This window comes from Janthinobacterium sp. SUN120 (genome assembly GCF_030397735.1).
Lineage (GTDB): Bacteria > Pseudomonadota > Gammaproteobacteria > Burkholderiales > Burkholderiaceae_D > Janthinobacterium > Janthinobacterium kumbetense.
This window is the reverse complement of sequence record NZ_JAPUBW010000001.1, coordinates 907,071-934,014: the sequence shown is the minus strand read 5'-3', so window position 1 is coordinate 934,014 and position 26,944 is coordinate 907,071. Positions and strand designations below refer to the sequence as shown.

General features: G+C 62.9%; 29 protein-coding genes. 17 read left to right on the top strand and 12 right to left on the bottom strand.

Annotated features, from left to right (window positions below; translation table 11 throughout):
* Window positions 1-180 precede the first annotated feature (180 nt).
* Window positions 181-1,752, bottom strand: a complete 1,572-nt coding sequence (locus O0879_RS04185; RefSeq protein ID WP_289914813.1) for a hypothetical protein — start codon at window positions 1,750-1,752, stop codon at window positions 181-183.
* Window positions 1,753-2,161: 409 nt separating this feature from the next.
* Between O0879_RS04185 and O0879_RS04180 the strand changes: the two genes are divergently transcribed.
* Window positions 2,162-2,935 (top strand): ferredoxin--NADP reductase, encoded by a 774-nt coding sequence (locus O0879_RS04180; RefSeq protein WP_035818959.1) that lies wholly within the window; start codon window positions 2,162-2,164, stop codon window positions 2,933-2,935.
* A gap of 67 nt (window positions 2,936-3,002) precedes the next feature.
* Here the strand turns inward: O0879_RS04180 and O0879_RS04175 are convergent, their stop codons facing one another.
* Window positions 3,003-4,655 (bottom strand): phosphoethanolamine transferase, encoded by a 1,653-nt coding sequence (locus O0879_RS04175; protein ID WP_289914812.1) that lies wholly within the window; start codon window positions 4,653-4,655, stop codon window positions 3,003-3,005.
* 217 nt (window positions 4,656-4,872) lie between these two features.
* On the opposite strand from O0879_RS04175, the gene O0879_RS04170 reads away from it, so the two are divergent.
* On the top strand, window positions 4,873-5,448 hold the full coding sequence (locus O0879_RS04170) for a type 1 glutamine amidotransferase family protein (protein ID WP_289914810.1): 576 nt from the start codon (window positions 4,873-4,875) through the stop codon (window positions 5,446-5,448).
* On the opposite strand, the gene O0879_RS04165 is transcribed toward O0879_RS04170, so the two are convergent.
* The 3 genes from O0879_RS04165 to O0879_RS04155 all read right to left on the bottom strand — a co-directional run bounded on the left by O0879_RS04165 (window position 5,445) and on the right by O0879_RS04155 (window position 7,714).
* A complete protein-coding gene (locus O0879_RS04165; protein WP_289914807.1) occupies window positions 5,445-6,917 on the bottom strand; it encodes a serine hydrolase in 1,473 nt (490 codons plus the stop codon). The two genes, O0879_RS04170 and O0879_RS04165, sit on opposite strands and share 4 nt — an antisense overlap.
* A gap of 85 nt (window positions 6,918-7,002) precedes the next feature.
* Complete coding sequence (locus O0879_RS04160; protein ID WP_289914805.1) at window positions 7,003-7,332, bottom strand: hypothetical protein; 330 nt, start codon at window positions 7,330-7,332, stop codon at window positions 7,003-7,005.
* Window positions 7,333-7,339: 7 nt separating this feature from the next.
* Window positions 7,340-7,714 carry a hypothetical protein gene (locus O0879_RS04155; RefSeq protein WP_289909988.1) on the bottom strand — a complete coding sequence of 125 codons (375 nt, stop codon included), beginning with the start codon at window positions 7,712-7,714 and terminating at the stop codon, window positions 7,340-7,342.
* A gap of 307 nt (window positions 7,715-8,021) precedes the next feature.
* Here O0879_RS04155 and O0879_RS04150 point away from each other — a divergent pair, with 307 nt between their 5' ends.
* From O0879_RS04150 to O0879_RS04110, 9 genes are all read left to right on the top strand, one after another.
* The gene (locus O0879_RS04150) at window positions 8,022-8,207 is read left to right on the top strand and encodes a hypothetical protein (RefSeq protein ID WP_251348681.1); all 186 of its coding nucleotides are present in this window, start codon (window positions 8,022-8,024) and stop codon (window positions 8,205-8,207) included.
* 205 nt (window positions 8,208-8,412) lie between these two features.
* Window positions 8,413-8,598 (top strand): hypothetical protein, encoded by a 186-nt coding sequence (locus O0879_RS04145; RefSeq protein WP_099376727.1) that lies wholly within the window; start codon window positions 8,413-8,415, stop codon window positions 8,596-8,598.
* A 64-nt stretch (window positions 8,599-8,662) separates the two neighbouring features.
* On the top strand, window positions 8,663-9,676 hold the full coding sequence (locus O0879_RS04140; RefSeq protein WP_289914803.1) for an MvdC/MvdD family ATP grasp protein: 1,014 nt from the start codon (window positions 8,663-8,665) through the stop codon (window positions 9,674-9,676).
* Complete coding sequence (locus O0879_RS04135; RefSeq protein ID WP_289914800.1) at window positions 9,658-10,524, top strand: hypothetical protein; 867 nt, start codon at window positions 9,658-9,660, stop codon at window positions 10,522-10,524. The genes O0879_RS04140 and O0879_RS04135 overlap by 19 nt, the downstream gene beginning before the upstream one ends.
* Entirely contained in the window at window positions 10,518-11,039 is a 522-nt protein-coding gene (locus tag O0879_RS04130; RefSeq protein WP_289914799.1) for a MauE/DoxX family redox-associated membrane protein, read from the top strand. Before O0879_RS04135 ends, O0879_RS04130 begins: the two co-directional genes overlap by 7 nt.
* Window positions 11,039-11,593 (top strand): hypothetical protein, encoded by a 555-nt coding sequence (locus tag O0879_RS04125; protein ID WP_289914797.1) that lies wholly within the window; start codon window positions 11,039-11,041, stop codon window positions 11,591-11,593. Before O0879_RS04130 ends, O0879_RS04125 begins: the two co-directional genes overlap by 1 nt.
* Window positions 11,590-13,362 carry an ABC transporter transmembrane domain-containing protein gene (locus O0879_RS04120; RefSeq protein ID WP_289914796.1) on the top strand — a complete coding sequence of 591 codons (1,773 nt, stop codon included), beginning with the start codon at window positions 11,590-11,592 and terminating at the stop codon, window positions 13,360-13,362. Before O0879_RS04125 ends, O0879_RS04120 begins: the two co-directional genes overlap by 4 nt.
* Before the next feature lie 11 nt (window positions 13,363-13,373).
* A complete protein-coding gene (locus O0879_RS04115; protein ID WP_289914795.1) occupies window positions 13,374-13,775 on the top strand; it encodes a GFA family protein in 402 nt (133 codons plus the stop codon).
* Between the two features lie 109 nt (window positions 13,776-13,884).
* The gene (locus O0879_RS04110) at window positions 13,885-14,133 is read left to right on the top strand and encodes a DUF3297 family protein (RefSeq protein WP_010398340.1); all 249 of its coding nucleotides are present in this window, start codon (window positions 13,885-13,887) and stop codon (window positions 14,131-14,133) included.
* Window positions 14,134-14,198: 65 nt separating this feature from the next.
* On the opposite strand, the gene O0879_RS04105 is transcribed toward O0879_RS04110, so the two are convergent.
* The 7 genes from O0879_RS04105 to O0879_RS04075 form a co-directional block, all read right to left on the bottom strand.
* Window positions 14,199-15,077, bottom strand: coding sequence for a DNA-binding domain-containing protein (locus O0879_RS04105; RefSeq protein WP_289914792.1), 879 nt, complete (start codon window positions 15,075-15,077; stop codon window positions 14,199-14,201).
* Complete coding sequence (locus O0879_RS04100; protein WP_289914789.1) at window positions 15,067-15,993, bottom strand: DUF692 domain-containing protein; 927 nt, start codon at window positions 15,991-15,993, stop codon at window positions 15,067-15,069. Before O0879_RS04100 ends, O0879_RS04105 begins: the two co-directional genes overlap by 11 nt.
* A complete protein-coding gene (locus O0879_RS04095; protein ID WP_289914786.1) occupies window positions 15,993-18,017 on the bottom strand; it encodes a ferritin-like domain-containing protein in 2,025 nt (674 codons plus the stop codon). Before O0879_RS04095 ends, O0879_RS04100 begins: the two co-directional genes overlap by 1 nt.
* 281 nt (window positions 18,018-18,298) lie before the next feature.
* The gene (locus O0879_RS04090) at window positions 18,299-18,946 is read right to left on the bottom strand and encodes a hypothetical protein (protein ID WP_289914784.1); all 648 of its coding nucleotides are present in this window, start codon (window positions 18,944-18,946) and stop codon (window positions 18,299-18,301) included.
* Window positions 18,943-19,839 carry a hypothetical protein gene (locus O0879_RS04085; protein ID WP_289914782.1) on the bottom strand — a complete coding sequence of 299 codons (897 nt, stop codon included), beginning with the start codon at window positions 19,837-19,839 and terminating at the stop codon, window positions 18,943-18,945. Before O0879_RS04085 ends, O0879_RS04090 begins: the two co-directional genes overlap by 4 nt.
* 39 nt (window positions 19,840-19,878) lie before the next feature.
* Window positions 19,879-20,703 carry a glutaminyl-peptide cyclotransferase gene (locus O0879_RS04080; RefSeq protein ID WP_289914779.1) on the bottom strand — a complete coding sequence of 275 codons (825 nt, stop codon included), beginning with the start codon at window positions 20,701-20,703 and terminating at the stop codon, window positions 19,879-19,881.
* A gap of 26 nt (window positions 20,704-20,729) precedes the next feature.
* Window positions 20,730-21,638, bottom strand: coding sequence for a LysR family transcriptional regulator (locus O0879_RS04075; protein ID WP_289914778.1), 909 nt, complete (start codon window positions 21,636-21,638; stop codon window positions 20,730-20,732).
* A 103-nt stretch (window positions 21,639-21,741) separates the two neighbouring features.
* Between O0879_RS04075 and O0879_RS04070 the strand changes: the two genes are divergently transcribed.
* From O0879_RS04070 to O0879_RS04045, 6 genes are all read left to right on the top strand, one after another.
* Complete coding sequence (locus tag O0879_RS04070; RefSeq protein WP_289914776.1) at window positions 21,742-22,200, top strand: CidA/LrgA family protein; 459 nt, start codon at window positions 21,742-21,744, stop codon at window positions 22,198-22,200.
* Window positions 22,197-22,886, top strand: coding sequence for an LrgB family protein (locus tag O0879_RS04065; RefSeq protein WP_099667937.1), 690 nt, complete (start codon window positions 22,197-22,199; stop codon window positions 22,884-22,886). The genes O0879_RS04070 and O0879_RS04065 overlap by 4 nt, the downstream gene beginning before the upstream one ends.
* Before the next feature lie 66 nt (window positions 22,887-22,952).
* Window positions 22,953-24,044 (top strand): tRNA 2-selenouridine(34) synthase MnmH, encoded by a 1,092-nt coding sequence (gene mnmH, locus O0879_RS04060; RefSeq protein WP_289914774.1) that lies wholly within the window; start codon window positions 22,953-22,955, stop codon window positions 24,042-24,044.
* 45 nt (window positions 24,045-24,089) lie between these two features.
* Window positions 24,090-25,154 (top strand): selenide, water dikinase SelD, encoded by a 1,065-nt coding sequence (gene selD / locus O0879_RS04055; RefSeq protein ID WP_289914773.1) that lies wholly within the window; start codon window positions 24,090-24,092, stop codon window positions 25,152-25,154.
* Window positions 25,155-25,180: 26 nt separating this feature from the next.
* On the top strand, window positions 25,181-26,059 hold the full coding sequence (locus O0879_RS04050; protein WP_289914771.1) for a putative selenate ABC transporter substrate-binding protein: 879 nt from the start codon (window positions 25,181-25,183) through the stop codon (window positions 26,057-26,059).
* Window positions 26,060-26,126: 67 nt separating this feature from the next.
* Window positions 26,127-26,939, top strand: a complete 813-nt coding sequence (locus tag O0879_RS04045) for an ATP-binding cassette domain-containing protein (protein ID WP_099667935.1) — start codon at window positions 26,127-26,129, stop codon at window positions 26,937-26,939.
* Window positions 26,940-26,944 lie beyond the last annotated feature (5 nt).

Here is a 26,944-nt window from a genome sequence, read left to right as displayed (position 1 = left end):
CCGCAAGATGGCAGATGCCCAACAATTCTGTTCGGCAATATCATACACGCAAGGTTGGTGCGGCCCCTGCCCTGCAACGCCGCCCGCCTCAACTAACTTTCAAATCGTTGATCTGGGCGCGGCATGCCACATCAAAACCACTGGCGGGGCACCCGCCTGACGAATCAGAACCGCGGGAATTTATTTCAGACTGCAAGCCTTCTCCGCATCTGCTGTTCCTGCGCGCACGACCGCCCCCGCTCCTTCAACGATCTGAAGTTCGACACGGCGGCCTTGCTCGAAACAGGCGTTCTGCTTGACCGCCTCCTTGATCTCGCCACAGCCACTGATGTTATCGCGATCCAGGCGAACATCGATCAACGCCTCCGTCTTCTCAATCAATTTATCTTTAACCATTTGATGATATATGGTGCATGCTCTTTTATGCGCCAATACAAAATTTCCGTCTTTTTCGCGTGGCATGGGATCGGCGAATCCGACAATAATTATCTTCTTTTTTCTTTTTTTATTTTCCGTGCGCATAAATTCTTCAATTAACGGTCGGGCAACTTTCAGCTGATTCTCTTTAAGGGAATCCTTCCCCGAATCAAAGTAGATCCCGTTCTTTAGTTCCCCGCACATTTTCACCTGGCCGCCCCTTGCAACCCTAATGCCGGAACTATCGAGTTCAATTTTTATATTATTCTCATCAACCTTCTTTTTCTTTCCTACTTCAGGCTTATCTGTAGCTTGCTTCGCCTCTTCTTTCTTATACTCCCCCTTCAATTCAATATAGCTGCGAAGACCAATTCCATGCCACAGCACCCGCACATTGCTGATCGAGTAGCTATCGCTATCAAACTTGCAACCATGTAGCAAGATACCTTTAGCATCAGCTACAGCTTGCATTGTCGAAAAGTTCGTTTTATTGACGACCAGTACGGCATCGGATCGAAAACCTAATCCACTCATTACATAATTAAAACCATGTGGGACCACCATCAATGGGATATAGGCAAACAGGAACCCCAACGCGATAAAAGAATAAGCTTCCCGTGCATGAACGCTAAGATTGGCAGTGGCGGGGCTGGCTGTAGCTGGAGGTACGGGCGGTATGACTATGGAGAAGTTGGAAATTCCAAGGCTTAAGAGCATTCCTGACATTATAATAATGCCTGGGAAATGAAAATTTTTAAAAATAACTTTTTCATCGCCAGAGCCAAAAAGAATAGCGATGTATGCCAATGCAACTGTGGAAATAAGCCAAGGAACAATACAAAAGCTGGCTATCGAACTGTCTTCCGTCAACTCGTGAGCTACTAGCCAATATAAAACAACAAGAGAAACAAAAAACAATATCAATAAAATTAGTTTGCACCCGGCATCAGTTGTATCTCCAGTGTATCTTAAAATTTGAAAGAAAAATTCAGACATCAACACGGAAAGAAGTAACATCACAAACAACAACCACTTTCCCTTCAAAGACCCGCTTGACAGAACTTTTTGTGTAGACCATGGGATAAAAAGAAAAAATCCCATGACAACCAATAGCGCTCCGACACAAGAAAAAGCTAGCGTCACAAAAATAAAAAGTAATGTATCCCCCACGCTCAATCCTGAAGGAAAGAAACCAATCACGAAGAAACAATAAACAAATACCACAATCATCCCGAAAGCGGAGCTGAATCCGGCAAATAAAGTGCTCATTGTTTTAAATCGGTCCGCCCTGAGGTTTTCAATCTCGGCTATTTGCTTCTCTTCAGCCAGTGTCATAATATCAAGCGATTGGTTAACGTTTTAATATTATAGTGCAACTTTCTTTCCTGGCGCCAATAAATTTGCAAAATTGGCATGTATGGTGAAATTGAAAGCACGGACCGTCTTATCTGGAACTCCCTGTCCGGTATGTACCCCAGGCATTGAACGATGTTTGTCCTGCCTGGGCGTCAAAAAGTGAGCCAGGTCAAGAGTCCGCATGCCGCCTGCGTCTTTCACGGTGGTTTTCAGCCCAAACTTGCCAGCCGCACTATAATGTTGGCACCGTGTGCGGCAGCATTGGCGGCGATAGACGGTAACAATTTCGTGTGGAGGCCGGTACAATAGCGTCTGGGCCTACACAGGGTTTCACTTTTGCCAGCAGTTGCCAGCAACTAACCATTTTTTTGACCAGCCAACAAATACTATGAGTTCGATGAATGAAGAGCGCGTTTTAAGCGTGCACCACTGGACGGATACCCTGTTCTCCTTTACCACCACGCGCGACCCGTCGCTGCGTTTCTCGAATGGCCACTTCACCATGATCGGCCTGCGCGTCGACGGCAAGCCATTGCTGCGCGCCTACAGTATCGCCAGCGCCAATTACGAAGACCACCTGGAATTTTTCAGCATCAAGGTACCGGGCGGTCCATTGACGTCGCGTCTGCAACACTTGCAAGTGGGCGACACCGTGATCGTTGGCCGCAAGCCGACGGGCACCCTGGTGTCCGACTACCTGCTGCCAGGCAAGCGCCTGTACATGCTGTCGACGGGCACCGGCCTGGCGCCTTTCCTCAGCATCGTGCGCGATCCGGACATCTACGAACGCTTCGACGAATTGATCCTCGTGCACGGCGTGCGCCAGGTCGATGAACTGGCTTACCACGATTTGCTGGAAGAGCACCTGCCGAAGCATGAGTTCCTGGGCGAAATGGTCAGCGACAAGCTGCGCTACTACCCGACCGTGACGCGCGAAGACTTCCGCAACATGGGCCGCATTACCGAACTGATCGAAAACGGCAAGCTGGCCGAAGATCTGGGCGTGCCGGCACTCAATCCTGCCGAAGACCGCGTCATGATCTGCGGCAGCTCGGACATGCTGCGCGACCTGAAAGAAATGCTGGAAGCGCGTGGCTTCAAGGAAGGCAATACCTCGACGCCTGGCGACTTCGTTGTCGAGCGCGCGTTCGCCGAGAAGTAATCCGCAAGGTATCCGCAAGACCCGAGGGCCCGGTCCCGCCGCACACTGCGGCGGCGCCGGGCCTTTTTCATTGCCGCGTCAGCGGGCCAGCCGCGCGCTGGTAGCGCAAGCCATTCATGAAGCGCTGTACGGGCAAAAAGGCGCTGCTGAGGATATCGTCCTGCGCCGCGTAATAGCGCGTCTCGATCTTCAGCAAGCCCAGCACGGTCGCATCGAGCTTGTCCGTCTGGTAGGGCCGGTTTTCCAGCGCGGCGCGCGCAGCCGCCGATTGCGGCGCCTGCTGGTTATTCCAGATCAACATGGGAATTTCATAGCCGCTCTTGTCCGAGGCGGAATGGCCTGCGTGATTGCGGCTGTAGCCCACTTCCTGCCCGTGGTCGGAAACGAACAGCAGCGACGCGGCGCGGTCGGTCTTGGCTTTTTCCGTCATGCCGATCAGCGTACCGAGCACATAATCGCCATAGCGGATGGCGTTGTCGTACTCGTCGCGCTGGCTGCGTATCCAGCTTGACCTGCCCTGGTGTTCCATCTGCGCGCTGACGGCGTCGTGCGCCCGGTCGAAATGCGCAAAGCGGCTGGGGTAGCGCATGTCATAGCTTGGATGCGCGCCCAGCAAATGCACGACGATGAGCTTTTTCGGCGCCTCGTCGCGCAGCGCATGGGCGAATGGCTGGAACAGGTTGCCATCAAAATTGTTTTCGCCACGACCGGTGCCGTAGTTGATGAAGTCGCTTTCATCGGCCTCGCCCGCCAGCAGCCCGATCCAGCCATCGTTGCGCGTCTGGTTCGACACCCAGAACGTCTTGTAGCCGGCCGCCTCGGCCAGCATCAGCAAGTTCGGCTTGGCCATCCACGCATCGGGGTTGCCGATATCGGCCGGCGTGAGCATCGTCATCATCGATTCCACCGTGCTGGCGGCCGGCGAGATCACATCGTTAAATACCAGCAGTTTCGACCGCAGAGCGTCGAGCTGGGGCGTGGTGGCGCGCGGATAGCCGTACAGCGACATCGAGGCGCGGTTGGTGCTCTCGCCGATCACCAGGATGACGGTGCGGGCATCCTCGCCCGCATAGCGCACGTTCCAGTCGCGCGGCGCGGCCATGGCCGCCGTCAGCGCGTGCTGCATGGACTTCATCGCCGCCAGTTGCGCGCTGTATTGCTGGTAGCGCAGCGGCCAGAACAGGGCAGGATTTTCGCGCCGCATGGTGGTATTGACGTGCAAGGACACGAGCAATGCGGCCATGAAGACGGCAAAGCCCTTTTGCGGCAAGCCCGGCGGCGCACTGTCGCGCCCGGCCTGCCGGCGCTGCAGCTGGCGGTCGGCCAGCAGCACGGCCGCCGTCACGAGCACGAACCAGCCGGCCGCTTGCGCCAGGGCGACGCTGTTGTGCAGGAAAAACTCTCCCGTTTCGGCTTGATCTGTCGCAAACATCGCCTGTAAAACCGCATTGGGATTCGGCCGCATGCCAAAATAGCCACGCAAGAAGCCCTTGATGGCGGCATCGAGGTAAAACACGGGCACGACCACGCGCACCAGCACGGTAATCGCGCTGGCGCTGGCATTGCCGCGCCACGCATACAGCACGCCGCCCACGCCCAGCAGGCAGGCCGCCAGCAAGACGCTCAATTTCAGGCATTCGTTCGCGCTTAACTGATCGAAGAGGAAGAACAGCAGCAGGCCAGCAATGCTGAACAGGACACGGCAAAACAGAATCAGCATGGAGGCGACAAGTAGGAGGTAATCAACAAGCGTACATGGAACAGGGTCGTGCCCGCGGTAACGGGCCTGCGATTGTAGCGCAGGCTGTTGCAACTCGTGCCATCATTTTGCGTGGGCTCCTGACAGAAATTGTCAGTGCTTTTTATTATGCTTTCGGCACCAGCAGGCCAGCCAGCCTGTATTCATATTGATATCACCACCTGCGACAGGACTTTTCATGACACGTGCCATTACCATTCTGACCGAGAACTTTGCCGATTGGGAAACCGCCCTGATCAATTCCACGGCGCGCCTGTACTACGGCTTCTACACGCAGTTCGCCACGCCGGGCGGCTTGCCCGTCACTTCGTCCGGCGGCATGCTCGTCACGCCGCAACTGGCGCTGGAAGAAATCCATCTCGAGGAACTCGATTTGCTGATGGTGTGTGGCGGCAGCCACTGGCAAAGCGGCAAGGCGCCCGACCTGGGCCCGCTGCTGCGCGCCGCCCGCGACAAGAATGTCGTGCTGGCAGGCATTTGCGACGGCACGCGCGTGCTGGCGCAAGCCGGCGTGCTCGACACCGTGCGCCACACTTCCAATTCCGCCGACAACCTGGCCGGTACCGGCTATGCGGGCGCGGCCCTGTACCAGGACGTGCCGTGGGCCGTGGCCGACCAGCGCATCATCACGGCGCCCGGCACGGCGCCCGTCACCTTCACGCGGGAAGTCTTGCGCGCCCTGGACATCGCCGATGACAACCTGGCCGCCTACCTGGCCATGCACGGCGCCGAGCACGGCAAGACGGCACCTTAGTTGGCGCCCAGCACGCGCAGGCGCTCGGTGGCGTGCGTATTGCCCGGGTCCAGTTCCAGCGAACGGCGGTAATGCGTGATGGCTTGCGCCTTCGCGCCGTCCGCCTCGTACGCTTCGGCCAGGCTGTCGTGGCCATTCGCCCCTTGCGGGTACAGTTGCACGCCCAGCTCGAAGACGGCGGCCGCCTGTTTCGGCTGCTGCCGACCCAGCAGGCGGTAGCCCCAGGCATTCAAGTCGTCTTCGCTGGGGGCGGACAAGCCGTGCTGGCGCCGGATAGCCGCCAGTTTCTTGTCCAGCCCGTCGAAACCGGCGCTGGCCGCCTGCTGGCGCAACAGGTGCGCCGCATACGCGCCACCGCGCTGCTGGCGCAGGGCGGGAAGGTAAAAACCGGCGACGGTATCGATCAGCTGTTCCGGCTGGCCGCCGGCCAGGTTGCTCAGGATAACGACGGCCAGGCCATCGTCCGGATACACATAGAAAGCCGAGCGGGCGCCGCCGATGCCGGCCACGGCGCGGTGCGCATCGCGGCCGATGGCGGGCCAGCCCAGCGCCCACGCCCCCGGCTTGCCATCCTTCAGGCTGGTCGGCTGCCACAGCCGTTTCACGCTGGCGGGCGCCAGCAAGCGCCCCGACTGCAGCGCGACAAGCCAGTTGGCCAGTTCGCCCGCATTGCTGTTGATGCCGGCCCCGGCCCGCATGAACACGGGGAAATCCTCGATCACGTTGCGGTAGCCCTTGCCTCCCCGGTCCAGCACGTAGGAACTGGCCTTGTTGGCGACCACGTCCTTCGCATCGCCAAAGCCGCTGTGCGGCATGCCGGCCACGTCGAATTGCCGGCGCTGGATGAAAGCGGTAAAGGGCTGGCCGCCTTGCAACTCGATCAATTGCGCCAGCAACACGTAATTGGTCTGGTTATAGCGATAGCGCTCGCCTGGCTGGGCTTCCACCGGCAGCGCCTGCACGGCAGTCCACGCCGCAGCGGCATCGTCCGGCTGCGGCCCCACCAGTTTGCCGCTGCGCTGGTCCAGCACGTCGGGCAAGCCTGAAGTATGGTTGAGCAATTGGGTCACCGTCACGGCTTGCCAGGCTGGCGGCAAGCCCGTCAGGTACTGGCCGATGGGTGCCGCCAGGTCGATCTTGCCCTCTTGCACCAGTTGCATCACGGCCACGCCCGCAAACGCTTTCGTTGCCGAATTGATGGAAAACAGGCTGGCATCCGTCACCGGCACCTGGTATTGCAGGCTGGCCACGCCGAAATTGCGCGACAACACGACCTTGCCATGCTGAATCACTGCCAGTTGCAAGCCAGGAATCTGACGCTCCTGCATTTCGCTGCGCACAAAGGCGGCGATATCCTGTTCCGCGCGCAAGGCTTGCGGCTGGCTGGTGGCAGCGGCAGCCGCGGTGACAGGAGCAGCCACGGCAGCGAGCGCCATGACGAGCAGGAAAGACGGGAGGCGTGGGTTCAAGATAAGGCTTTCGACAGTTGAAAACGGAACAGCAGCATCCCATACCTATTTATCAACGTCAACGACAATCTTGCCGGTCGGAAAGTTACTCTTCCAGCCACACATCCTCATACCCTTCCCGGTCGAGGATGAACTTGGCGCCGCTGGGCAAGGCCAGGTAATCGACCACCTGCGGCAGCATCTCGCGCAGGTGGTCCGCATGCAGGGGTTGGTAAAAGCCGCTGGCATCGTCGTGCTCGCCGCAGTGGATAAACCAGCTGATGGTGCCGTTTTCCGGCAGCACGATGCGGGTGCCGTAGATGGGCGACTGGTCCAGGCTGCCGATGGCGAGAGCCACCATGGGCTCGGGCGCTTGCGCGGGCAAGCCGAATTTGTCGCAGGTGCGCTGCTGTGTTTCGCTGATCGGTGCGGTCATGGTGTTGTCAGGATCCGATGTAGTGGTAATGGAGGCGCAACGCGCCGTCGTGGCCGGACATTTCCAGGTGCAAGGTTGCCTCGCCCGGCTGGCCATCGGCCAGCAACAGGCACTCCAGGCCCAGCGGCCCGGCATCGGTGGCATACACATCGACGGCCACGCGGCCACCCTTGCCCGGCACGAAGGCTTGCGCCAGCGGCGCCAGGGACAGCGCCTGGTTTGCCGCAAAATAACTGTCGAGCATCTCGATGATCTCGTCGGCCACGCCGGGCGACAGGCCCCAGTCGCGTTGCAGCGCAACAGGATCCCGCCTGTCGAGCGTCTGCACGAACGCGGCGGCCTGCGCATATGCCAGCTGCCGCAAGCTGTCTGTGATGGCCATGTCCATAGAGCGATTCCTGCCTTATCCATTCAACAGGCGCCATTATAGTGCGTGCCCGCGCACATGGTCGATCCGTTTTCCATCGATAATCAGGCATATTGCCGCCCATTTAAAATGGGCAGATATTATTTATCGCACTGCAATAATACAAATAGCCTGCGTGATACTTGGTGAGTATTTCAGAAAGATAATCGCGAATACGATTCAATTCAAGTTGACGCTTATTTATTCCAGCGCTAAGATCGAATGGCCATATACCATGGCATACAACGCAAGCAGTACTTAACCATCACAAGAGGATAGTACAATGCAAAATCAAACCAAATTGTTCGCATTCAAACTGGCAGAGAAACAGGAACAAAAACCGGCGGTGCCCGCCACCGCCTGGAAAGTGCGCGACGGCGTCGCCGTGGCCGGCTGCACCGCGGTGCAAGCTGAGCAATACCGCGACTCTTCGCGCTTCCAGCCGAACGACCGCGGCCAGTATTGCTGATCCCCGGCACGCCATAACCCCCGCCAGGCGTGGGGGTTTCATTCAATCTTCCATATTCAAACTGGCGCCGGTGCCAATTCCGGCGTGGCTCTTCTGCGCGCAATGCATAAAGCCATATGATCGCCTTTCAATTGGCGATTCCATTTTTTAAAATATGTATTTACCGGAAAAAACCGGAACATAACCATTCATAGAGGATATTCCCATGCATAAAGAAACCAAACTGTTCGCATTCAAACTGGCGGAAAAGAAGGAACAGGAAAAGCCGGCCCTTCCCGCGCCCTGGAAGGTGCGCGACGGCGTCGCCGTGGCCGGCTGCACGGCGGTCGACAGCGAAGAGCAATACCGCTATTCGCGCATCGGTTCCAGCGATGGCGGCGAGTTCTGCTGATACGTTCCAGCTGAAAGCCTTGCCACGGCAAGGCTTTTTCACCTTCCCTTACGCAGGCCCCTCCATGCACAAAAAGGTCTTGATCATCAGCCATAGCGGCGATCTGCACGCCGACCTGGTCGGATCGCTCCTCGCCGCCCGCGGCCATGCCCCTTTCCGTATCGACCTCGACGCCTTTCCCCGCGATTACCAGCTGTGCCAGCGCGTGCAGGACGGCCGCGCCAGCGCGCGCCTGCGCCGCCTGCCCGACGGCGACTGGCTCGACTTGCAGGACGTGGGCGCCGTCTGGCTGCGCAAGGCAGCCGACTATGCCTATGCCAGCGCCGACCTGACGCCGCAGGAACGCGCTTATGCCCAGCTGGAAACGGAGCAAGCCGTCTTCAGCGTGCTGTACGGTCTCGATTGCTACTGGCTCAGCCATCCGCTGGCCTTGCGCGGCGCCCAATGGAAAGGCGAACAGCTTGCGCGCGCCGCGCGCATGGGCTTTCGCGTGCCCGCCACCGTGATCACCAACGTGCCCGACGACGTGCACGCCTTCCGCGCGGCCGTCAAGGGACCCATCATTTTCAAGTCCATGTCCACGCCCAGCCTGGCCGCCGAGACGGTCGAAGAGGTTGACAGGGTCAGCGCCGGCATCGGCACCACCATCGTCGACGACGCCATGCTCGACAGCCTGGACGCCGTCGGCGAACTGAGCTGCCAGTTCCAGGAATATATCGCCAAGCAATACGAACTGCGGATCACCGTGATCGGCAAGCAATTGTTTGCCGCGCGCCTGTATTCCCAGGACGATGCCCGCACGGCCATCGATTCGCGCGACATGTCGGCCCCCATCCGCTATGAGGCCTGCACCTTGCCGGCGGAAATACAGCAGCGCTGTCTCGCTTTCGTGCACAGCTATGGCCTCGAATACGGCGCGCTGGACCTGATCGTCACGCCCGAGGGCGAGTATGTTTTCCTGGAAAACAATCCTGTGGGTCAATTCTTGTACGTACAACAACTGGTGCCCGCCCTGCCCCTGCTGGAAAGCGTGGCCGATACCCTGATCGAAGGAGCCGTATGCCGCAGCCAGACCTGAACCGGATCCCCGTCCAGCTGCGCGAGCTGGAACAAGTGCGCGACAGCCGCGCCATCGTCCTGGCCGCCTCGCACCTGGACATGGAACTGCTGCCCGCCTTGTACGAGCTGTGCCAGGGTATCGGCCCCGTGGCCCGCCTCGACGTCGTGCTGCACGGACGCGGCGGCATCGTCAACGCGGCGCGCCGCATCGCCCTCCTGCTGCGCCAGCATGCGCGCCACCTGAGTTTTATCGTGCCCTTCCACTGCCAGTCGGCCGCCACCCTGCTGGTCCTGGGCGCGGATGACATCATCGCGGGCGACCTGGCCCTGTTCTCGCCCATCGACCCGCAGCTCGAAGGCGCGGATGGGGGCGCCTTTTCCAGCCTGGACATCAAGGTCTTCGGCGACATGGCGCAGCAATGGTTCGGCGTGGACGCGGCCGAAGCGCGCCAGCAATCGCTGTCCCTGCTGTGCGGCAGCATCTTCCCCCCTTCCCTGACGGCCTTTTACCGCACCACGCTGGAACTGACGCAGATCGGCGAGGAATTGATCGCCTGGCAATTGCCCGATGCCACACCCGAGGCGCGGCGCGCCATCGTCGCGCAACTGGTGACGGGTTATCACTCGCATAACTATGCGTTGACGCGCGAAGAGCTGGCGCAGCTGGGCTTGCGCATGGAACGCGATGCGCACGCGGAACGGCTGGGCTGGGCCATTTCGACGCAATTGCAGGCCAGCATAGGCGGCGCCCTGCGCAGCGCGCCGGACGAGCCGTGGAACGATGCCCTGCTGGCCACGCGCGACGGCGTGCAGCTGCGGCGCCAGCGTCCGGGCGGCTTTGCGCCCGTGTGGAGCACGCAATGCTGACGTCCGTGCTGGCCACGTTGCTGGCCGATACCGCGCGCTGCTGCATCGCCTTGCTGCTGCTGGCGGCCAGCGTGGGCAAGCTGCGCAGCTACGGCGACTTTCGCGGCAACCTGGCCACCTCGTTCGGCGTGCCGCCGGCCGCCGCCAGCCTGGCCGCGCCGGCCCTCGTGATGGCGGAATTGTCGCTCGCCGGCTGGCTGCTGGCGGGCGGTACCCACATACCGATGCTGCTGTCGCTCTTGCTGTTGACTACCCTCACGGCCGTCCTGGCCTGGCGCTATTTCACGCACAGCGTGGTGCGCTGCAGCTGCTTCGGCGAAGCGGCGCGGCCCGTGTCGCGGTACGACTTGCTGCGCAACGTGCTGGCGGTGGGCATCAACGGCGCCTACTTTGCGCTCGCGCAAGAAACGACCTTGCCCGTCGCCACCACGGCATTGGCAGCCGGACTGGCTGCCATCGTCTGCGTGGCCACGATTTCCCTGCACGACATCGCCACCCTGGCAAAGGCCGACTGATGGATGCCACCACCTTGCAATGGGTGCTGGCGGCCCTGGCGTTTGCCGTTGCGGGCAATATCTGGCTAAGCCTGGCCGTGCTGCGCGCCGGCCGCCGCGAACGCCTCGCGCCCATGGCCCTGGAGCCGGGCCAGCCCCTGCCCGCCGTGCAAGCCCGTCCGCTGGCTGGCGGCGCGCGTTTCCAGCCGGGCGCGGCCGGCCAGGCGGCCGTGCTGCTGTTCCTGGCCAGCCGCTGCCCGAAATGCGGGGAAAAGCTGGCCGGCATCGAGCGGCTGCTGCCGCTGGCGCAGGACGCGGGCCTGGCCCTGTGGCTGCTCAGCGAAGAGCCGGCCCGCCGGCTGCGCGCCTTCTTGCCCGGCGACAGCCTGCGCTCGGCCACGGCGCGGCTTGCCCTGCGCGACTACCGGCGCGTGAATCCCCTGATGAGCTCGCCATCTTATGTCTTTGTCAATTACCAGGGGCAAGTGGAAGCGGCCGGCCTGATCGGCGACGAAGACTGGCTGGCCCTCGTCGGGCAATTGCACGCCGAACCGTCGCAGGAGCGCGCCGCATGAGCCATCTGAATGTCGGCCCCCATCTCGAACGGCTGCGCCTGCTGTATCCCGTGCGCTGGCGCATCGCCGCCGGCTTGCTGTGCATGGCCCTCACCGTGGGCGCGCAGCTGGCCTTTCCGCAAGCCATCGCGTATTTCATCGACAACGTGACGGAACTGACCCGGCGCGGCGTCACGCCGGGCATGGTCGCCGCCATGCTGGCCTTCAGCCTGCTGTATGCGCTGATCACGACCGCGCGCTTCTATCTGCTGCAGTCGGGCGGCCACATGATCGTCATGGGCGTGCGCCGGCGCCTGTTCGACGTGGTGATCAACCAGCCCATCGCCTTCTTCGACAAGCACCATGGCGGCGAACTGAACAGCCGGCTCACGTCCGACGTGTCGGCCCTGCATGAAAGCCTGACCATCGGTGCGGCCAATGCCCTGCGCTCGCTGTGCGTCTTCGTGGGCGGCATCGCCATGCTGCTGCATCTGTCACCGATGCTGAGCCTGCCGCTGGCCCTGTTCATTCCCGTCAGCCTGTATCTGGGCAAGTTATCTGGCAGCAACTACCGGCTGCGCGCGCGGGCCATTTCCGCCAGCCTGGCCGCCAGCGGCAAGGTGGCGCAGGAATACTTTGCCCATGCGCGCCTGGTGCAGGCCTTCAACCAGCAAGGCGGCGCCATGGCCCGCTACGCGCAAGCCATGCGGCAATTGCTGGACGTGTCCCTGGCCGGCACGCGGCTGCTGGCCGTGTTCCAGGGCGCGCAAGGCTTGCTGGCCTTCGTGGCCCTGCTGACCACCCTGTGCTTCGGCGCCCACCTGATCGGCCAGGGCCGCTTGAGCGTGGGCGAGCTGACGGCCTTTGTCATCTATGCCAGCATGGTGACGGACACGGCCGGCTCCATCAGCGAATTCTGGAACACGTGGATGCGCACCATGGGGTCGACCGACCGCATCTTCGACATCCTGCGCAGCCACCGCGCCGTGCCCGAGGCGCCGCCGCAGCCGCCGCTGGCCGGCCATATCGCGCTGCGCGACGTGCGTTTTTCGTATCCCGAGCGCGCGCAAGTCATGGCCCTCGACGGCGTCAGCCTGTCCATCCGCGCTGGCGAAAAGATCGCCCTGGTGGGCGCCTCGGGCGCGGGCAAGTCCACCATCGCCAGCCTGGTGCTCGGCCATTACCGGCTTGACGGGGGCAGCCTGCAATTCGACGGCATCGATGCGCACGTGCTGGGCGTGACGCAGCTGCGCCGCCAGATGGCCGTGGTGGAGCAGGAACCGGCCCTGTTTTCCGGCAGCATCGCCGACAATATCGGCTTTGCCGTGCCGGATCGCCAGGTGACGCGCGACGAGATGCTGGCTGCGGCGCGCCTGGCGCACGCCCACGATTTCATTGCGGCCTTTCCGGACGGCTACGAAACCCTGGTGGGCGAACGGGGCGTGCAATTATCCGGCGGACAGAAGCAGCGCATCGCGATCGCCCGCGCCATCCTGCGCGCGCCGAAAATCCTCATCCTCGACGAAGCCACCAGCGCGCTCGACGCCGCCAGCGAACAGCAGGTGCAGCTCGCCCTCGATACCCTGATGCAAGGGCGCACCACCATCATCATCGCCCACCGCTTTTCCACCATCGTCAAAGCGGACCGCATCATCGTCATGGACAAGGGCCGGATTTGCCAGCAAGGCACGCACGCCGAGCTGCTGCGCGCGGGCGGCCAGTATGCGCGGCTGATGCAGCAGCAGCTGTCGCAATTCCAGCAGTTGCATGACAGCACAGCAACACTGTAAAGTAAGACACGATGAAAAAAATCTGTCATGGCAGTTGCCACTGCGGCGCCGTGCGCTTCGCGGCCGAGATCGACCTGGCGGCGCCCAGCCTGCGCTGCAACTGTTCCTATTGCCTGAAAATCCGCTGCTGGGCCAGCCAAGTGCCGCCCACGGCCTTCCGCCTGCTGGCCGGCGAGGCGGACTTGAGCGAATACCGCTTCGGCACCGGCCGCGAACGCCACTACTTTTGCCGCCACTGCGGCGTGCGCCTGTTCGGCCGTGGCGATTCCGCCCGCAGCGGTGCGTTTGTCGGCATCGGCGTCAACTGCCTCGACGATGCCTCGGCGGCCGAACTGGCCCGGGTGCCCGTCACCTTTGTCGATGGCGTGCATGACGAGTGGAATGTGCCGCCGCAGGAAACACGGCATCTGTAGGGCGTAGGCATCGCTGGGAAGGGAAATGCGGGAGCGCCGCGCCGCGGCCGGCCAGATAAGCATGCGCACCCCGTTGTCTGGATCGGCATTCTGGGCGATAATTACGCCCATGAACGATACCACCACCTTACCCCCATTGCCCGATCGCCTGTCGATCGACCCCAGCAGCCCTTACCACGTTGCAGCCGTGTTCGAGAACGACGTCGGCATCCGCTTCAACGACAAGGAACGTCTTGACGTAGAAGAATATTGCATCAGCGAACGCTGGATCAAGGTCGCTTCCACCAAGTCGCTGGACCGCCGCGGCCGTCCGCTGCAGATCAAGCTGAAGGGCAAAGTCGAAGCGTTTTACCGCTAAGCAACGCATTCAGCTGTCATCGAGGCCGATTTTCATCGGCCTTTTTTGCGTCCGCCGCTTGTTGTTCAGGCATCGCAGGCGACCAGACCGGCAGCGGCCGCCATGGGCAGCCACAGCATGGCGTCGGCCAGCACCTCGTCCGGCGCCCTGCCGCTGGACTGCGCCGCCTGCCGCGCGCACTGCGCCAGCGGCGCGCCGCCGGCCAGCGCTTGCAGCCAGTAAAATTGCCAGGACTGCAACTCTTGCATGGCAAGCCGGTAATGCATGCGCGTAATGGCGACAAAGGCGGGACTTGCCTCCGGCTGGGCCGGCACGGCGTCGCCGGGTGCGGCCTGCGCCCGTTGCCAGTAGTCGCACAGGGGAAACGACAGGGCCAGCAGCCGCGTGCACGGCGCCAGGCGCCAGGACGGTGTATTTCCTAACAGCAAGTCCAATCCGGAAGGCAGCATGGGCGGCGCCAGCTTTTCCAGGCCCGGCGCTCTGCCCGCCTCGCTGCGCGCCCGCTCCAGCTGCGCCAGTTCCACGGGAAAGCGCAAGGCTGCCCCTTGCGCGCCGGCGGCACGCTGGCTGGCGGCGAGAAAATCGGCAAAGCCGCCGCCCAGGTCATACAAGGTCGCGGAAGCGGACGGGTGGCGCCAGACATAGGCGCGGGCAAAGAAAGCGAACAGCTCGTCGCCCATGACCTTGCGCAAGACGGGATAGTCGGCTTGCAGGCATTCGAGCAGGCGCAGCACATAGCCATCCGCATGGATATGCAGCGGCGCCGGCCCGCCCCTGGCCCGTTTCAATACCTGCTCCTGCGTCAAGCCATGGCGCTCGCTGGCCAACTGGACGCCGCGCGCCGCGCCGCCCGGCGCCGTCATCGCCGTCAGGAACCACGCCTGCAATTGCGCCAGTGGTGCGCGGGCGCCGCCAGATTCGCCTGCGGCGGTGCTACGGGGCATGGGCCGCCTCCAGGTGAAAGCCCAGCGGCGCCGACACGGCGGCGGCAGCCATGGTGGGCGCCGCATCCGCAAATTCTCCCCGTTCCGCCGCGCGCGCCTTATCGAGCTCGGCCAGCAGTTGCGGGTACGGAGGAATGCCGGCATCCCATTCCAGCAGGGCCGATACGCCGCCCGTCAGCCGCTGCGCCAGCGCGTACAGGCGCCAGACGGCGGCCGGCACGGGGGCGTCGTGGGTGTCGATCAGCACGGCGCCGCAGACGGTCGGCCCGGCCAGGTGGATCTGCACGATGTGCGCGTGCGGCAACTGGCGGATGTAGGCGGCCGCGTCATAGCCGTGGTTATGCGCGCTGACGTGGACATTGTTGACGTCAAGCAAGAGCCCGCAGCCCGTGTCCTCGGCCAGGCGGCCCAGGAATTCCCATTCCGGCATGCTGGACTGGGCAAACTCCACGTAGGTGCTGGGGTTTTCCAGGACCAGGGGACGGCCCAGGAACTCCTGCACTTGCCGCACGCGTCCCGCCACGTGGCGCAGGCTGGCTTCGTCCAGCGGCAGCGGCAGCAAATCGTGGCTGTTGAGCGAGGCGGCGCCCGTCCAGCACAGGTGGTCGGAAATCCACGCGGGCCGGATCTCGCCGGCCAGCTGGCGCAGCTTGCGCAGGTAGCCGAGATTGAGCGGATCGCTGCTGCCGATCGACAGCGACACGCCATGCATGACGATGGGCACCTGCGCCGCCACCTGCTCGAGCACATGGCGCGCATAGCCGTGGTTGTCGATGAAGTTCTCGCTGATGATCTCGAACCAGTCCACCTGCGGCCCGTGGCACAGGATGTGTTCATAGTGCGGCGGGCGCAGCCCCACGCCCAGGCCCAGGTTCGGCAAGCCCAGGCGTGGCGGCACCCCGTGCGTGGCCCGCATCAGGTCGACGGCGGCAAGGCCAGGCGCAGGTCGGTGGGCGGCGGCGGCGCCCCCACCGGCGTGCCGCGCGCCGCCATCACCTTGCCGTAGGCTTCCCAGGCCTTGTCGTAGACATTGTCGCCCAGCGCAAAGCTCATGGTCTGGCCCAGCGGAATGCTGCGGTGGTCGGGCGCGGGGCCGAAATCGTACAGGGTCATGGTGGCGGGCTCGGGCGGTTCCTTGCCCGAGGTGTTCGGATACAGCTGCGAGGCCGAAATCGGCACGGCGCAGCCGCCGAATCCCCCGCATTTGTTGTCGCTGGGCGCGCTGTAGACCTTGTCGGGCTGCGGCGGAGGCGGCGGCACGTAGCACGGCGTGCCCGGCGACGCGGCCAGCTTGACCGAGTGGCCGCAGGACGAGCCGCCCGTGTCGGCCTGGGCAAAGCCGCAGCCGCCCTGGGCGTGGCAGCCGTTGGAGCCGCGGCAGGTGTGGTAGACGGCCAGCGCGGCGCAGGTGGACGACGCTTCGCCCTCCAGGTGCATGCCCTGGCAGGCGTGGTACAGCACGCTTTTCTCGGCCAGCGGCACGCCCGTCGCCAGGTTCGGCGCCTGGCCCAGCACGGCCCAGCAGATGGCCATGCGGTCGCCCGCGCCCACCATCGACGGATACGGGAAGTCCAGGTCCTGGTTCAGCCAGTACTTGTCCAGCACGGAAGTGATGCCATAGATGGCGCCCGTGGCGACCGTGCTCAGCATCCCCAAGGTGCCGCTGCTATCCTTCAGGCGGTTCAGGGCGCCCGCCACGGCTGCCGGCGCCGGGATATTCCTGGGCGCGGTGGCCGGGTTGTAGCGCTCGTTGGTCAGCATGGCCTCGCTCCAGCGCCCCCCGTCCTGGTGCCAGCCGGCCCAGGTTTTTACGGGCAGCATGGCCTTCACCTGGCCGAAACGCTCGTAGTGGTCGAACGGGGCGCTGTCGTGACGCGCTTGCGCGTCGCGCGATTCGGCATCCTTGCCATTGTTCGCGTAGGACGGATAATCGCACTTCAGGGCGGCCAGGTCTTCGCGGTAATCGGGCTGCACGGCCATCAGGCGCTGCGCCGCGTCGCGGCGGTAGCGCTGGATGGCCGTTGCGCTGCCCTCGCCCTGGTCCGTAATGGCCGCCATCATGTCGATGGCCTTGTTGAACGAGCCCGTCTGGCCGCCATCCTGGTCTTGCGGGCCGAAGCAGGTGTCGAACTTGGGAAATTCCGCCCGCGCATGGCCCTGCACCTGGCTGTTGAACATGTCTTGCTGCACCGAGCCGTTGACGAACAGCTTTTGCCACAGGGTCTGGCCATCCGCATATTCGATGCCGATATAGCGCGCATAGCATTCGTACATGTAGCCGATGGTGCCGAACAGGGGCAGATCATGCACGTGCTTGCCCGGCGTCCAGCCCACGAACGGTACCTCGGGGAAATATTTGGTGTGGTTGTGCTTGTCGAACTCGGCCAGCTGGGCGCGGGCCTGCTCCTCCGGCTGCTCGATGGCGAGGAACAGGTCGCACTGGTTGGCGTTCAGCTCTTCCAGGTTGACGCGCACATGGCGGTAGCCGGACGTGTCCTGCAAGTCGACGATGTGCGGGATCACCGTGCAGCTCTTGCCATAGCAGGTCCAGCCGTGGTCCTGCGATTGCAGCTCCGAACCCGTGAAGCATGGCGCCGTGCCGATGGCCGTGGCCAGGTTGGCCGCCATCTGCAGGTGCAGCATTTCCTGGATGAAAACGCTGAAGATGATATTGAAGGCCTTTTGCTCCGCCAGTTCGGGCCGGGCCGTGGTGCCCATGCCCGGCCACTGGCGGCCTTCGTAATACGTGATGCCTTTCGAGTTGATCTGGTGCGTACCCTGGATCGAATACATGGTGGCCATGTACAGGGGAATGGTGAACAGTTCGACGCTGACGGCCGCCTGGGCGATGGCGCGCACGGCGGCCTTGTCGGTGTCCAGCATGTCGAGCGGACGCCTGGTGATGGCGGGCTGGGTGCTTCCTAAAACTGGCATTTTCATTCTGTATCTCCACAGGAAGGATGCGTTTCGGATATCGGGCCGCGCCGCGCCATCTGCGTGCGCCGATCACGGCACAGAAATCATACGCCTGAGAAAGATACTTTTGCGGCAAGATTTATGCGCCGATCCAGACATTGAGCTGCGTCAATATCGCCACCCTTATGCCGTGAAAATAGGCGTTTCAGGCGGTCATTCGATGACAATTGAATAGAATCGGCAAAACGCGCGCGTGTATAAGCGGCACGCCGGCAAACGCCGGCGCGTGGCTTGCATGGTGATAGTCAGGCGCCGGGCGGCGGCTGGAAGGCGCAAAAGCCGGGCCACTGGTCGCGGCTGTCGCATACTTTCAGGCAGCCTTTGTCATCCTTGAACGTGGCGACCACCTTGATGTGGAAACCGTATTTTGGCGTGGTGGCCAGGAAGGCGGACGGGCAGCTTTGCTCGTTGCTGAAACGGAAAGTGATTTCTTCGCGGCGGCCCTTGCGCTCAAAGCCCAGCATGAAGGTTTCATTGCTGTTCCATTGCGCCTTGCCCGGCACGCGGAAGCGGTAGCGCGGGCTGCCCTGTTGCTGGCCGTCGAGTTTCTGGCCGAAGACGCGGCTGCTGGCCGTGGCCATTTCGACCTTGGCGATCGGATAGGGCACGGCAAACATGTAGGTGCCGGCAAACCCCTGGTCGAAGCCGAGGCCCTTCTGGTAAAACGGCACGACGATATGCGGCGCGCCCGTGTATTCCACGGTATTGCGGGCCGTTACGCGCGACGTCAGCTTGTCATCGGGTGCTTGCCCGAAGACCACGTCCAGTTCCAGCAAGGCTTGTTGCTTGTCAATGTCTTGCGCCAGATAATCCTGGGCGAATATTTCCCCGTGCACGCAGCCGGCCAGCGCGGAGGCGGCGAAGCAGCCGACGATCAGTCCAGGTATGCTCATGGCTGTTCCCCCTCGGGCGGCGCGGAAATGAGGCCCAACCCCGTCACCTGCAAGCCGTTCTTGCCCTGTTTCCATTGAAATTGCTGGCCGAACCAGGCCAGTTCCAGCTCGCGCTGGATGCGGTTCGAATCCGTGCGGCCCTGGCGCGCCTTGATGGCGGCGCCCGCCTGTTCGGCAGCGGCCTGCGACAAGGGCTTCAGCCACCGTTGATAGGTGTCGGGCGGCAAGGCCAGGACGCCGGCCACACCGTCGTCGCGCGTGGCGACGACGACCTCCACGCTGGTCGCCCTGCGGGCCAGATAGGCGCCGCGCCGCCCGTCGGGCGAGACGGAGACCAGCATGGCGGGCGCGTAATCGCCGGTGACGATGCCCGGCATGTCAAACCACAGCAACTCGCCCGTGTCCGTGTCGAGCGCGCGGCCGTCGCGGGCAAACAGCAGTATTTCGCTGCGGCCCGGCTGCGGCACGCCCCATTCGGGGTCGCGCTCCGTGCGCACCATGTCGTCGCGCCGCAAAGGACTGACGGGGCGCATCAGCGGTTCGCCGTTCTGCACGCCGATCAGGATGGTGCCCTGGCCCGTATAGCCCTTGGTAAAGGCCAGCAGCATGGGCTGGCCTTCGCGCCTGGCCTTCAGGGGCCGCACTTCCACCACTTCGCGCGCGCCGCCGGGCCAATAGCCGTGCTTGCGGAAAGACAAGTTGACGAGCGGATCGTGGCGGTCGCGCGTGACGACAAAGTCGCCGTATTGCTGCATCACCGGCACGTATGGCGTTTGCGCCTGCGCGGCGGGCAAGACGGCGGCCAGCAAGCTGGCGGCGGCCGCCAGGCGGCATAAAGGAAGGGACAGCATGGCATCCTGCAAGAGTCGCACGGGGCGAAGGAACAGCATCATAGACGATTCTTCGCTAGCAACACTGTCCGATAGGAAACATCAACGGCGCTGGATTTCGATCAGCTCGATCTCGAACAGCTTGGGCCACAGTTTCCCCGTGACAAACAAACGCTTGCCGCGCGCATCCCAGGCGATGCCGTTGAGCACGGCGTCGGGATTGGCCGTGCCCCGCTGCTCGGGCGGCAGCAAGCCCGTCAGGTCGATCCAGCCGACGACCTTGCCGCTGGCCGGGTCGATGCGGGCGATCACGTCCGCGCCCCACACATTGGCAAACAGTTCCCCATCGACCATTTCCAGTTCATTCAGGCGTTCGATGGGACGGCCCTCGGCCTTCACTTCGAAGCGGCGCACCTCGGCCAGGGTTTTCGGATTGAGCACGCGGATGGCGGCCGTGCCGTCGCTCATGTAGACGAACTTTCCATCGCTGGCCAGGCCCCAGCCTTCGCCCTGGTAGCTGAATTTGCGCTTGAGCTTGAACGTTTTCTGGTCGAACACATAACCCGTTTGCGAAATCCACGTCAGTCCCAGGATTTCATCGCCCACGTCCGTGATGCCTTCGCCAAACACCGTTTTGTCGAGCATGCTTTTCTGCAGCACCTTGCCCGTTGTCAATTCCACCTTGCGCAAGGACGACTGGCCGTTCTGGCCCGTGCTTTCATACAGATGGCCATCCTTGAACAGCAAGCCCTGGGTAAACGCCTGGGGATCGTGCGGATAGGTATTCTTGACGAAATAGCCATACACGGGAATGGCGGCCTGGGCGTAGCCCATTTCGCTCATCAGGCCCACGGTGCATAGCAATCCCAGCAGCAGCGAGCCTGCCGTGCGTTTGATTTTGGCTGTAACCTTGGCGTTGATGTTCATCTGGTCGGACGGAAGTTGGCGAGCGCCTATTGTAAACGTGCCGCGTCCGTCATGCGCGCCCTGACGAGCTCCAGCCAGGCACGGGCGGCAAACGACAGCCGCCCGCCGCGGCGCCAGGCCAGCATCAGATTCCATTCCACGGGCGGGCCGGCCAGGGGAATGACGGCAAACTGCGACGGTTCCAGGGTGTCGCAATACATCTTCGGCAGCAGGCAGATGCCCACGCCCAGGCGGACCAGCGAGGCAATAAAGTCCCACTGGCCGCTGCGGCCCGTGATGCGCGGGGCAAAACCGGCACGCTGGCAGGCGTCCAGCACGATGTCGTTCAGGGCAAACGCGGCGCCATAGAAAATGAAGGGGCTGTCGGCCAGCTCGGCCAGGGCGACGGAAGCACGTCCCTGCCACGGCGAGCCGGGCGCGGCCAGCAGGCACAGCGGCGAGCGCACGAGAGGCAGCGCCTCGAAATCCTGCCAGGTGGCCGCATTGCCAGGGTAGTCGAGCATGGTGCCCAGCTCCACCGTGCCCGTGCGCAAGTCGCGCTCGATCGCTTGCGTGCCGCTTTCGTACATTTTCAGCTCGATGCCCGGATAGCGCTGGTGGTACTCGGCCAGCCACGGCGCCAGGGTGGAATGGGTTTGCGGCGACACGCCGACCCGTAATTCTCCCCGTTCCAGATGTTGCAGGTCGCGCAACTCCACCTTCAGTTCCGCGTGCAGGGCCAGCAATGTATGCGCGCGCGACAGCACCACCTTGCCCGCGTCCGTCAGGGTAAAACGCTTGCCGGCGCGGTCCAGCAAGGCCAGGTCCAGCGACTGTTCCAGCTGGGCAATCATCTTGCTCACTGTCGGTTGCGTCACGTGCAGCCTGGCGGCCGCGCGCGTAAAACTGTTCTGTTCCACCACTTCGACGAAGTAGCGCAGTGAGCGGATATCCATAATACATTCCAATATCGAATGATTTTCATGAGTTTAAGTCATTTTATCTTTTGATGTGGGGTCTCTACAATGAAAACTTCCCCCTGCCGTTTGAAAGCCTGCCGTGAAAGCCTTGCACTGTTCTACCGCCGCCCTGCCCGCCATCCCTGCCTGGCGCCAGCCCGTGCACACCGTGTGGCAAGTGGGCGTGCTGATCGCCGCCTGGTGGCTGGCCGATGAGGCCGCCTCCGCCCTGCACCTGCCGTTTTCCGGCGGGGTCGTGGGTCTGTTCGTGCTGGTGGCCCTGCTGCTGGCGGGCTGGGTGCGGCCTGCCGCCATCGAACTGGGCGCGAACTGGCTGCTGGCCAACATGCTGCTGTTCTTCATTCCGCTGGTCGTGTCCGTGGTGCAATTTACGCAACTGTTGAAGTCGCAGGGGCTGATGCTGTTCGTGAATATCGGCCTGGGCTTTGCCAGCGTGATGCTGGCCACGGCGTTGACGGTGGAATGGGTGTGTCGCTATGAGCGCAAGTTGCGCCTGCAGAAACTGCTGCGCCGGCGCGCCGCGAGGACGGCGGCATGAATACCCTGCTGTTGTCCCTGCTGTTTTTGCTGCTGACCTTGGTGCTGTTCTACGCCAACCAGGCGCTGCACCGCCGCCATCCGCATTTCCTGCTCACGCCCGCCATCTGCACCTCGGCGATATTGATCGTCATCGTGCAGGCGACGTCGACGCCGTTCGCCACGTATTTCGGCGAGACGCGCTGGCTGCCGTGGCTGCTGGGCCCGGCCACCATCGCGTTTGCGCTGCCCATCTTCCAGGAGCGCAAGCTGATCCGCAAACACTGGCTGGCCCTGTCGCTGGGCAGCTGCGCCGGCATCGTTGCCTCGGTGGCCGCCACCCTGCTGCTGGACCGTCTGCTGGGAGTGCATGGCGACATGGCGCGCAGCCTGCTGGCCCGTTCCGTGTCGACGCCGTTCGCGCTGGAAGCGTCGCGCCACATGGGCGGCTCGGCCCAGCTGACGGGCATCTTCGTCGTGATGACGGGCTTGTTCGGCTTGATGCTGGGCAAACCGTTATTAAAACTGCTGCCCTTGCGCATGCGCATTGCCCGTGGCGCCCCGTATGGCGCGGCCGCGCACGGTTTTGGATTATCCGTGGCGCGCCGGGTGGGCACGGAAGAAGGCGCCGTGGCCAGCCTGACGATGATTTTCTCGGGCGTCGTCACGGTATTGCTGGCGCCGCTGCTGGGCAGATTGTTGGGCTAACGGTCCACGGGGAAGGCGTTTATCGGGGATAATACGTCTTTCCCCATTCCAAGCAGCCGCGCCACGATGAAATACCCTGCAGTGCTTCCCTTCAGCGACATCCTGCCGCGCCTGAATGAATTCGATGCCATCATCGACGTGCGCAGCCCGTCCGAGTTCGCGGAAGACCACTTGCCCGGCGCCATCAACCTGCCCGTGCTCGACGACGAGCAGCGCGTGCGCGTCGGTACCCTATATAAACAGACCAGCGCCTTCGAGGCGAAGAAGCTGGGCGCGGCGCTGATCGCCAGGAACATCGCGCAACATATCGAAGACGGTTTCCTCGGCCACCCGCAGCACTGGAAACCCCTCGTGTACTGCTGGCGCGGCGGCAACCGCAGCGGCGCCATGGCGCATATCCTGGCGCGCATCGGCTGGCCCGTCACGCAGCTCGAAGGCGGCTACAAGGATTACCGGCGCCACGTGAATGCCGAGCTGGCCACCCTGCCCGAACGCTTCGACTTCATCAACGTGCTGTGCGGCCCCACGGGCAGCGGCAAGAGCCGTTTGCTGCAAGTGCTCGACAGGCAAGGCGCGCAAGTGATCGACCTGGAAGACCTGGCGGCGCACCGCGGCTCCGTGCTGGGCGGCTTGCCCGAGGCGGACCAGCCGGCGCAAAAAGCGTTTGAAAGCGCGCTGTGGCAGCAACTGCGCCATTTCGACCCGCAACTCCCCGTCTTCATCGAATCGGAAAGCAAGAAAGTGGGCCGTTTGCGCGTGCCCGATGCGCTGATGGACAAGATGCGCGCGGCCGCCTGCACGGACGTGCGGCTGGCCACGGAGCAGCGCGTGCAATTGCTGATGCAGGACTACGAGCATTTCGTCGGCGACCCGGCGCGCCTGAACGTGCAGCTGGCCCTGTTGACGCAGCTGCATGGCAAGGAAAAAATTGCCCACTGGCAGCAACTGGCCACTTCCGGCCGCATGGCCGAACTGGTGGAAGAGTTGCTGGTGCAGCATTACGACCCCGTCTACCGGCAATCGATCGCCCGCAACTTCAGCCGCTATGCCCAGGCGACGCCGCTGGTCTTGCCCGACATTTCAGAACATGCCTTTGAGCAAGCCGCGCGCGCATTATGTGCTATCGTCGGCGAACACCGTGCCGCCAGCGCCGCGTAAGCGCCGGCGCAGCTTTTGATGACCTTTTTGAGCAGGATGACGACCATGTCCGATAGCGCAGCAACACCCAATACCCCCATCCGATTGACCGAATTTGCCCATGGCGGCGGCTGCGGCTGCAAAATCGCGCCGGGCGTGCTGGCCGATATTTTAAAGGGCAGCGGCGGCTTTCCCCTGCCGAAGGAATTGCTGGTCGGCATAGAAACCTCGGATGACGCGGCCGTCTACCAGCTCAACGACGAACAGGCGCTGATCGCCACGACGGATTTCTTCATGCCCATCGTCGACGATCCGTTCGACTTCGGCCGCATCGCCGCCACCAACGCCATTTCCGACGTGTACGCCATGGGCGGCACGCCCATCATGGCGCTGGCCCTGGTCGGCATGCCGATCAACAAGCTGCCCGTGGAAACCATCGGCCTCATCTTGAAAGGCGGCGAAACCATCTGCGCCCAGGCCGGCATCCCCATCGCGGGCGGCCACACCATCGATTCCGTCGAGCCGATCTACGGCCTGGTCGTGCTGGGCCTGGTCCACCCCTCGCAAGTGAAGCGCAACGCGGGCGCGCGCGCCGGCGACAAGTTGGTATTGGGTAAACCCATCGGCGTGGGCATCCTGTCGGCCGCGCTGAAAAAGAACGCGCTGGACGCGGAGGGTTACGCTTCCCTGATAGACAACACCACCAAATTAAATACCCCGGGCAAGAAACTGGCCCTGCTGGACGGCGTGCATGCGCTGACGGATGTGACGGGCTTCGGCTTGCTGGGCCACACCCTGGAACTGGCGCGCGGCGCCAAGTTGCAGGCGCGCATCGCCATGGACGACGTGCCGCTGCTGCCGCAAGTGCAGCAACTGGCGCAAAACGGCAACATCACGGGCGCCTCGAACCGCAACTGGCAGGGCTATGGCGCGCAAGTGGCGCTGGACGACAGCCTGAGCGCCATCGACAAGGCCATTTTGACGGACCCGCAAACGGCCGGCCCCCTGCTGGTGGCTTGCGCGCCGGAAGCCGTCGAGCAAGTGCTGGCGATTTTCCGCGCCGAAGGCTTTGGCGACGCCGTCGTCATCGGCGAGATGCAGGAAGGCAGTACCGGGGTTTCCGTAATCTAATGAATATTTTTTGCAAAGGCAGTCCCATGACCACATTCTCCAACTCATTTTCCAAGTTCCCCGCCATCCTGGCCACCGTCGCCGCCACCCTGGCCATCCACAGCGGCCTGGCGCAAGCGCAGCAAGTGCTGCGCGTCTCCGCCATCCCCGACGAAGCGCCGACGGAATTGCAGCGCAAGTTCAAGCCGCTGGGCAGCTACCTGGAGAAAAAGCTGGGCATGAAGGTGGAATTTACGCCCGTCACCGATTACGCGGCCTCCGTCGAAGGCTTGATCAATAACAAGCTCGACATGGTCTGGTTCGGCGGTTTTACCTTCGTGCAAGCGAACGTGCGCAGCGGCGGCAAGATCGTGCCGCTGGTGCAGCGCGAGGAAGACACGAAGTTCCGCTCGGTGTTTGTGACCACCAGCAAGGACATCAATCAATTGTCCGACCTGAAGGGCAAGAATTTCACGTTCGGCTCGGAATCGTCGACCTCGGGTCACTTGATGCCACGCTACTACTTGCTGGCCGCCAAGATCAACCCGGACACGGACATGAAGCGCATCGCATTTTCCGGCGCGCATGACGCCACCGTGGCGGCTGTGGCCGGCGGCAAGGTCGATGCGGGCACCTTGAACATTTCCGTGTGGGAAAAGCTCGTCGAAGCGAAGAAGGTCGACCCCGCCAAGGTGCGCGTGTTCTACACGACGCCAGGCTACTACGATTACAACTGGAGCGTGCGCGCCGACATGAACCCCGTCGTGCGCAAGAAGCTGACGGACGCCTTCCTGGCGCTGGACCCATCGACGGCCGAAGGCAAGGAAATCCTCGAACTGCAGCGCGCCACCAAGTTCATCCCGACCAAGGCCGAGAACTACAAGGATATCGAAGCGGCTGCGCGCGATGCGAAGTTGTTGAAGTAACTGCTGAAACTTGCCGGATGGCGTCCTGCGGACGCATCCGGCACACTCCCCCACACCGAAATCTCGCATGACATTCCAACTTCACAAGGTCAGCGTCCACCACGCGGGCGCCGCCGGCAATGCGCTGGCCCTGCGCGACCTGGACCTGGACGTGGCCCAGGGTGAGCAGATCGCCCTGATCGGCCCGTCCGGCGCCGGCAAGACCAGCCTGCTGCACACCTTGGCGTGCGCGCTGCGTCCCGAATCCGGCACCTTGGACATCCTGGGCATTTCTCCCTGGCAAATCGGCAGCGCCGAGCGCCACGCCTTGCGCGCGCGCCTGTTCCTGGCGCCGCAGACGCCGCCGCTGCCGCCGCGCCAGCGCGTCGTCAACGCCGTGCTGGCGGGCCGCTTGCCCCAATGGAGCTTGTGGACGGCCATCCGTTCGCTGCTGGCGCCCGTCGACCCGCGCGCCGCATGGGAAGCTTTAGGTAAATTCAACCTGCAGGATAAGCTGTATGCGCGCGTCGACCGCCTGTCCGGCGGCGAACGCCAGCGCTGCGGCATGGCGCGCGCGCTCGTGTCGGATGCGCAAGTCTTCCTCGTCGACGAACCGCTGTCCGCGCTCGACCCCACGCTCGCCTTGCAAACGATCCACGTGCTGCAAGCGGAAGCGACGGCGCGCAACGCCACCCTGATCTGCAGCCTGCACCAGGTGGAAATCGCCCGCGCCTGCTTTACGCGCATCGTCGCCTTGCGCGACGGCAAGATCGTCTTCGACTTGCCCGGCGCCCAGGTCAGCGACGCCATGATCGCCGAACTGTACCGCAACAAGGCGGATACGGCGCCGCAGTTCGAGGCCGTGGAAACGCAGCTGGACGCCGCGAGGCCCCTTTGCTGACGAGC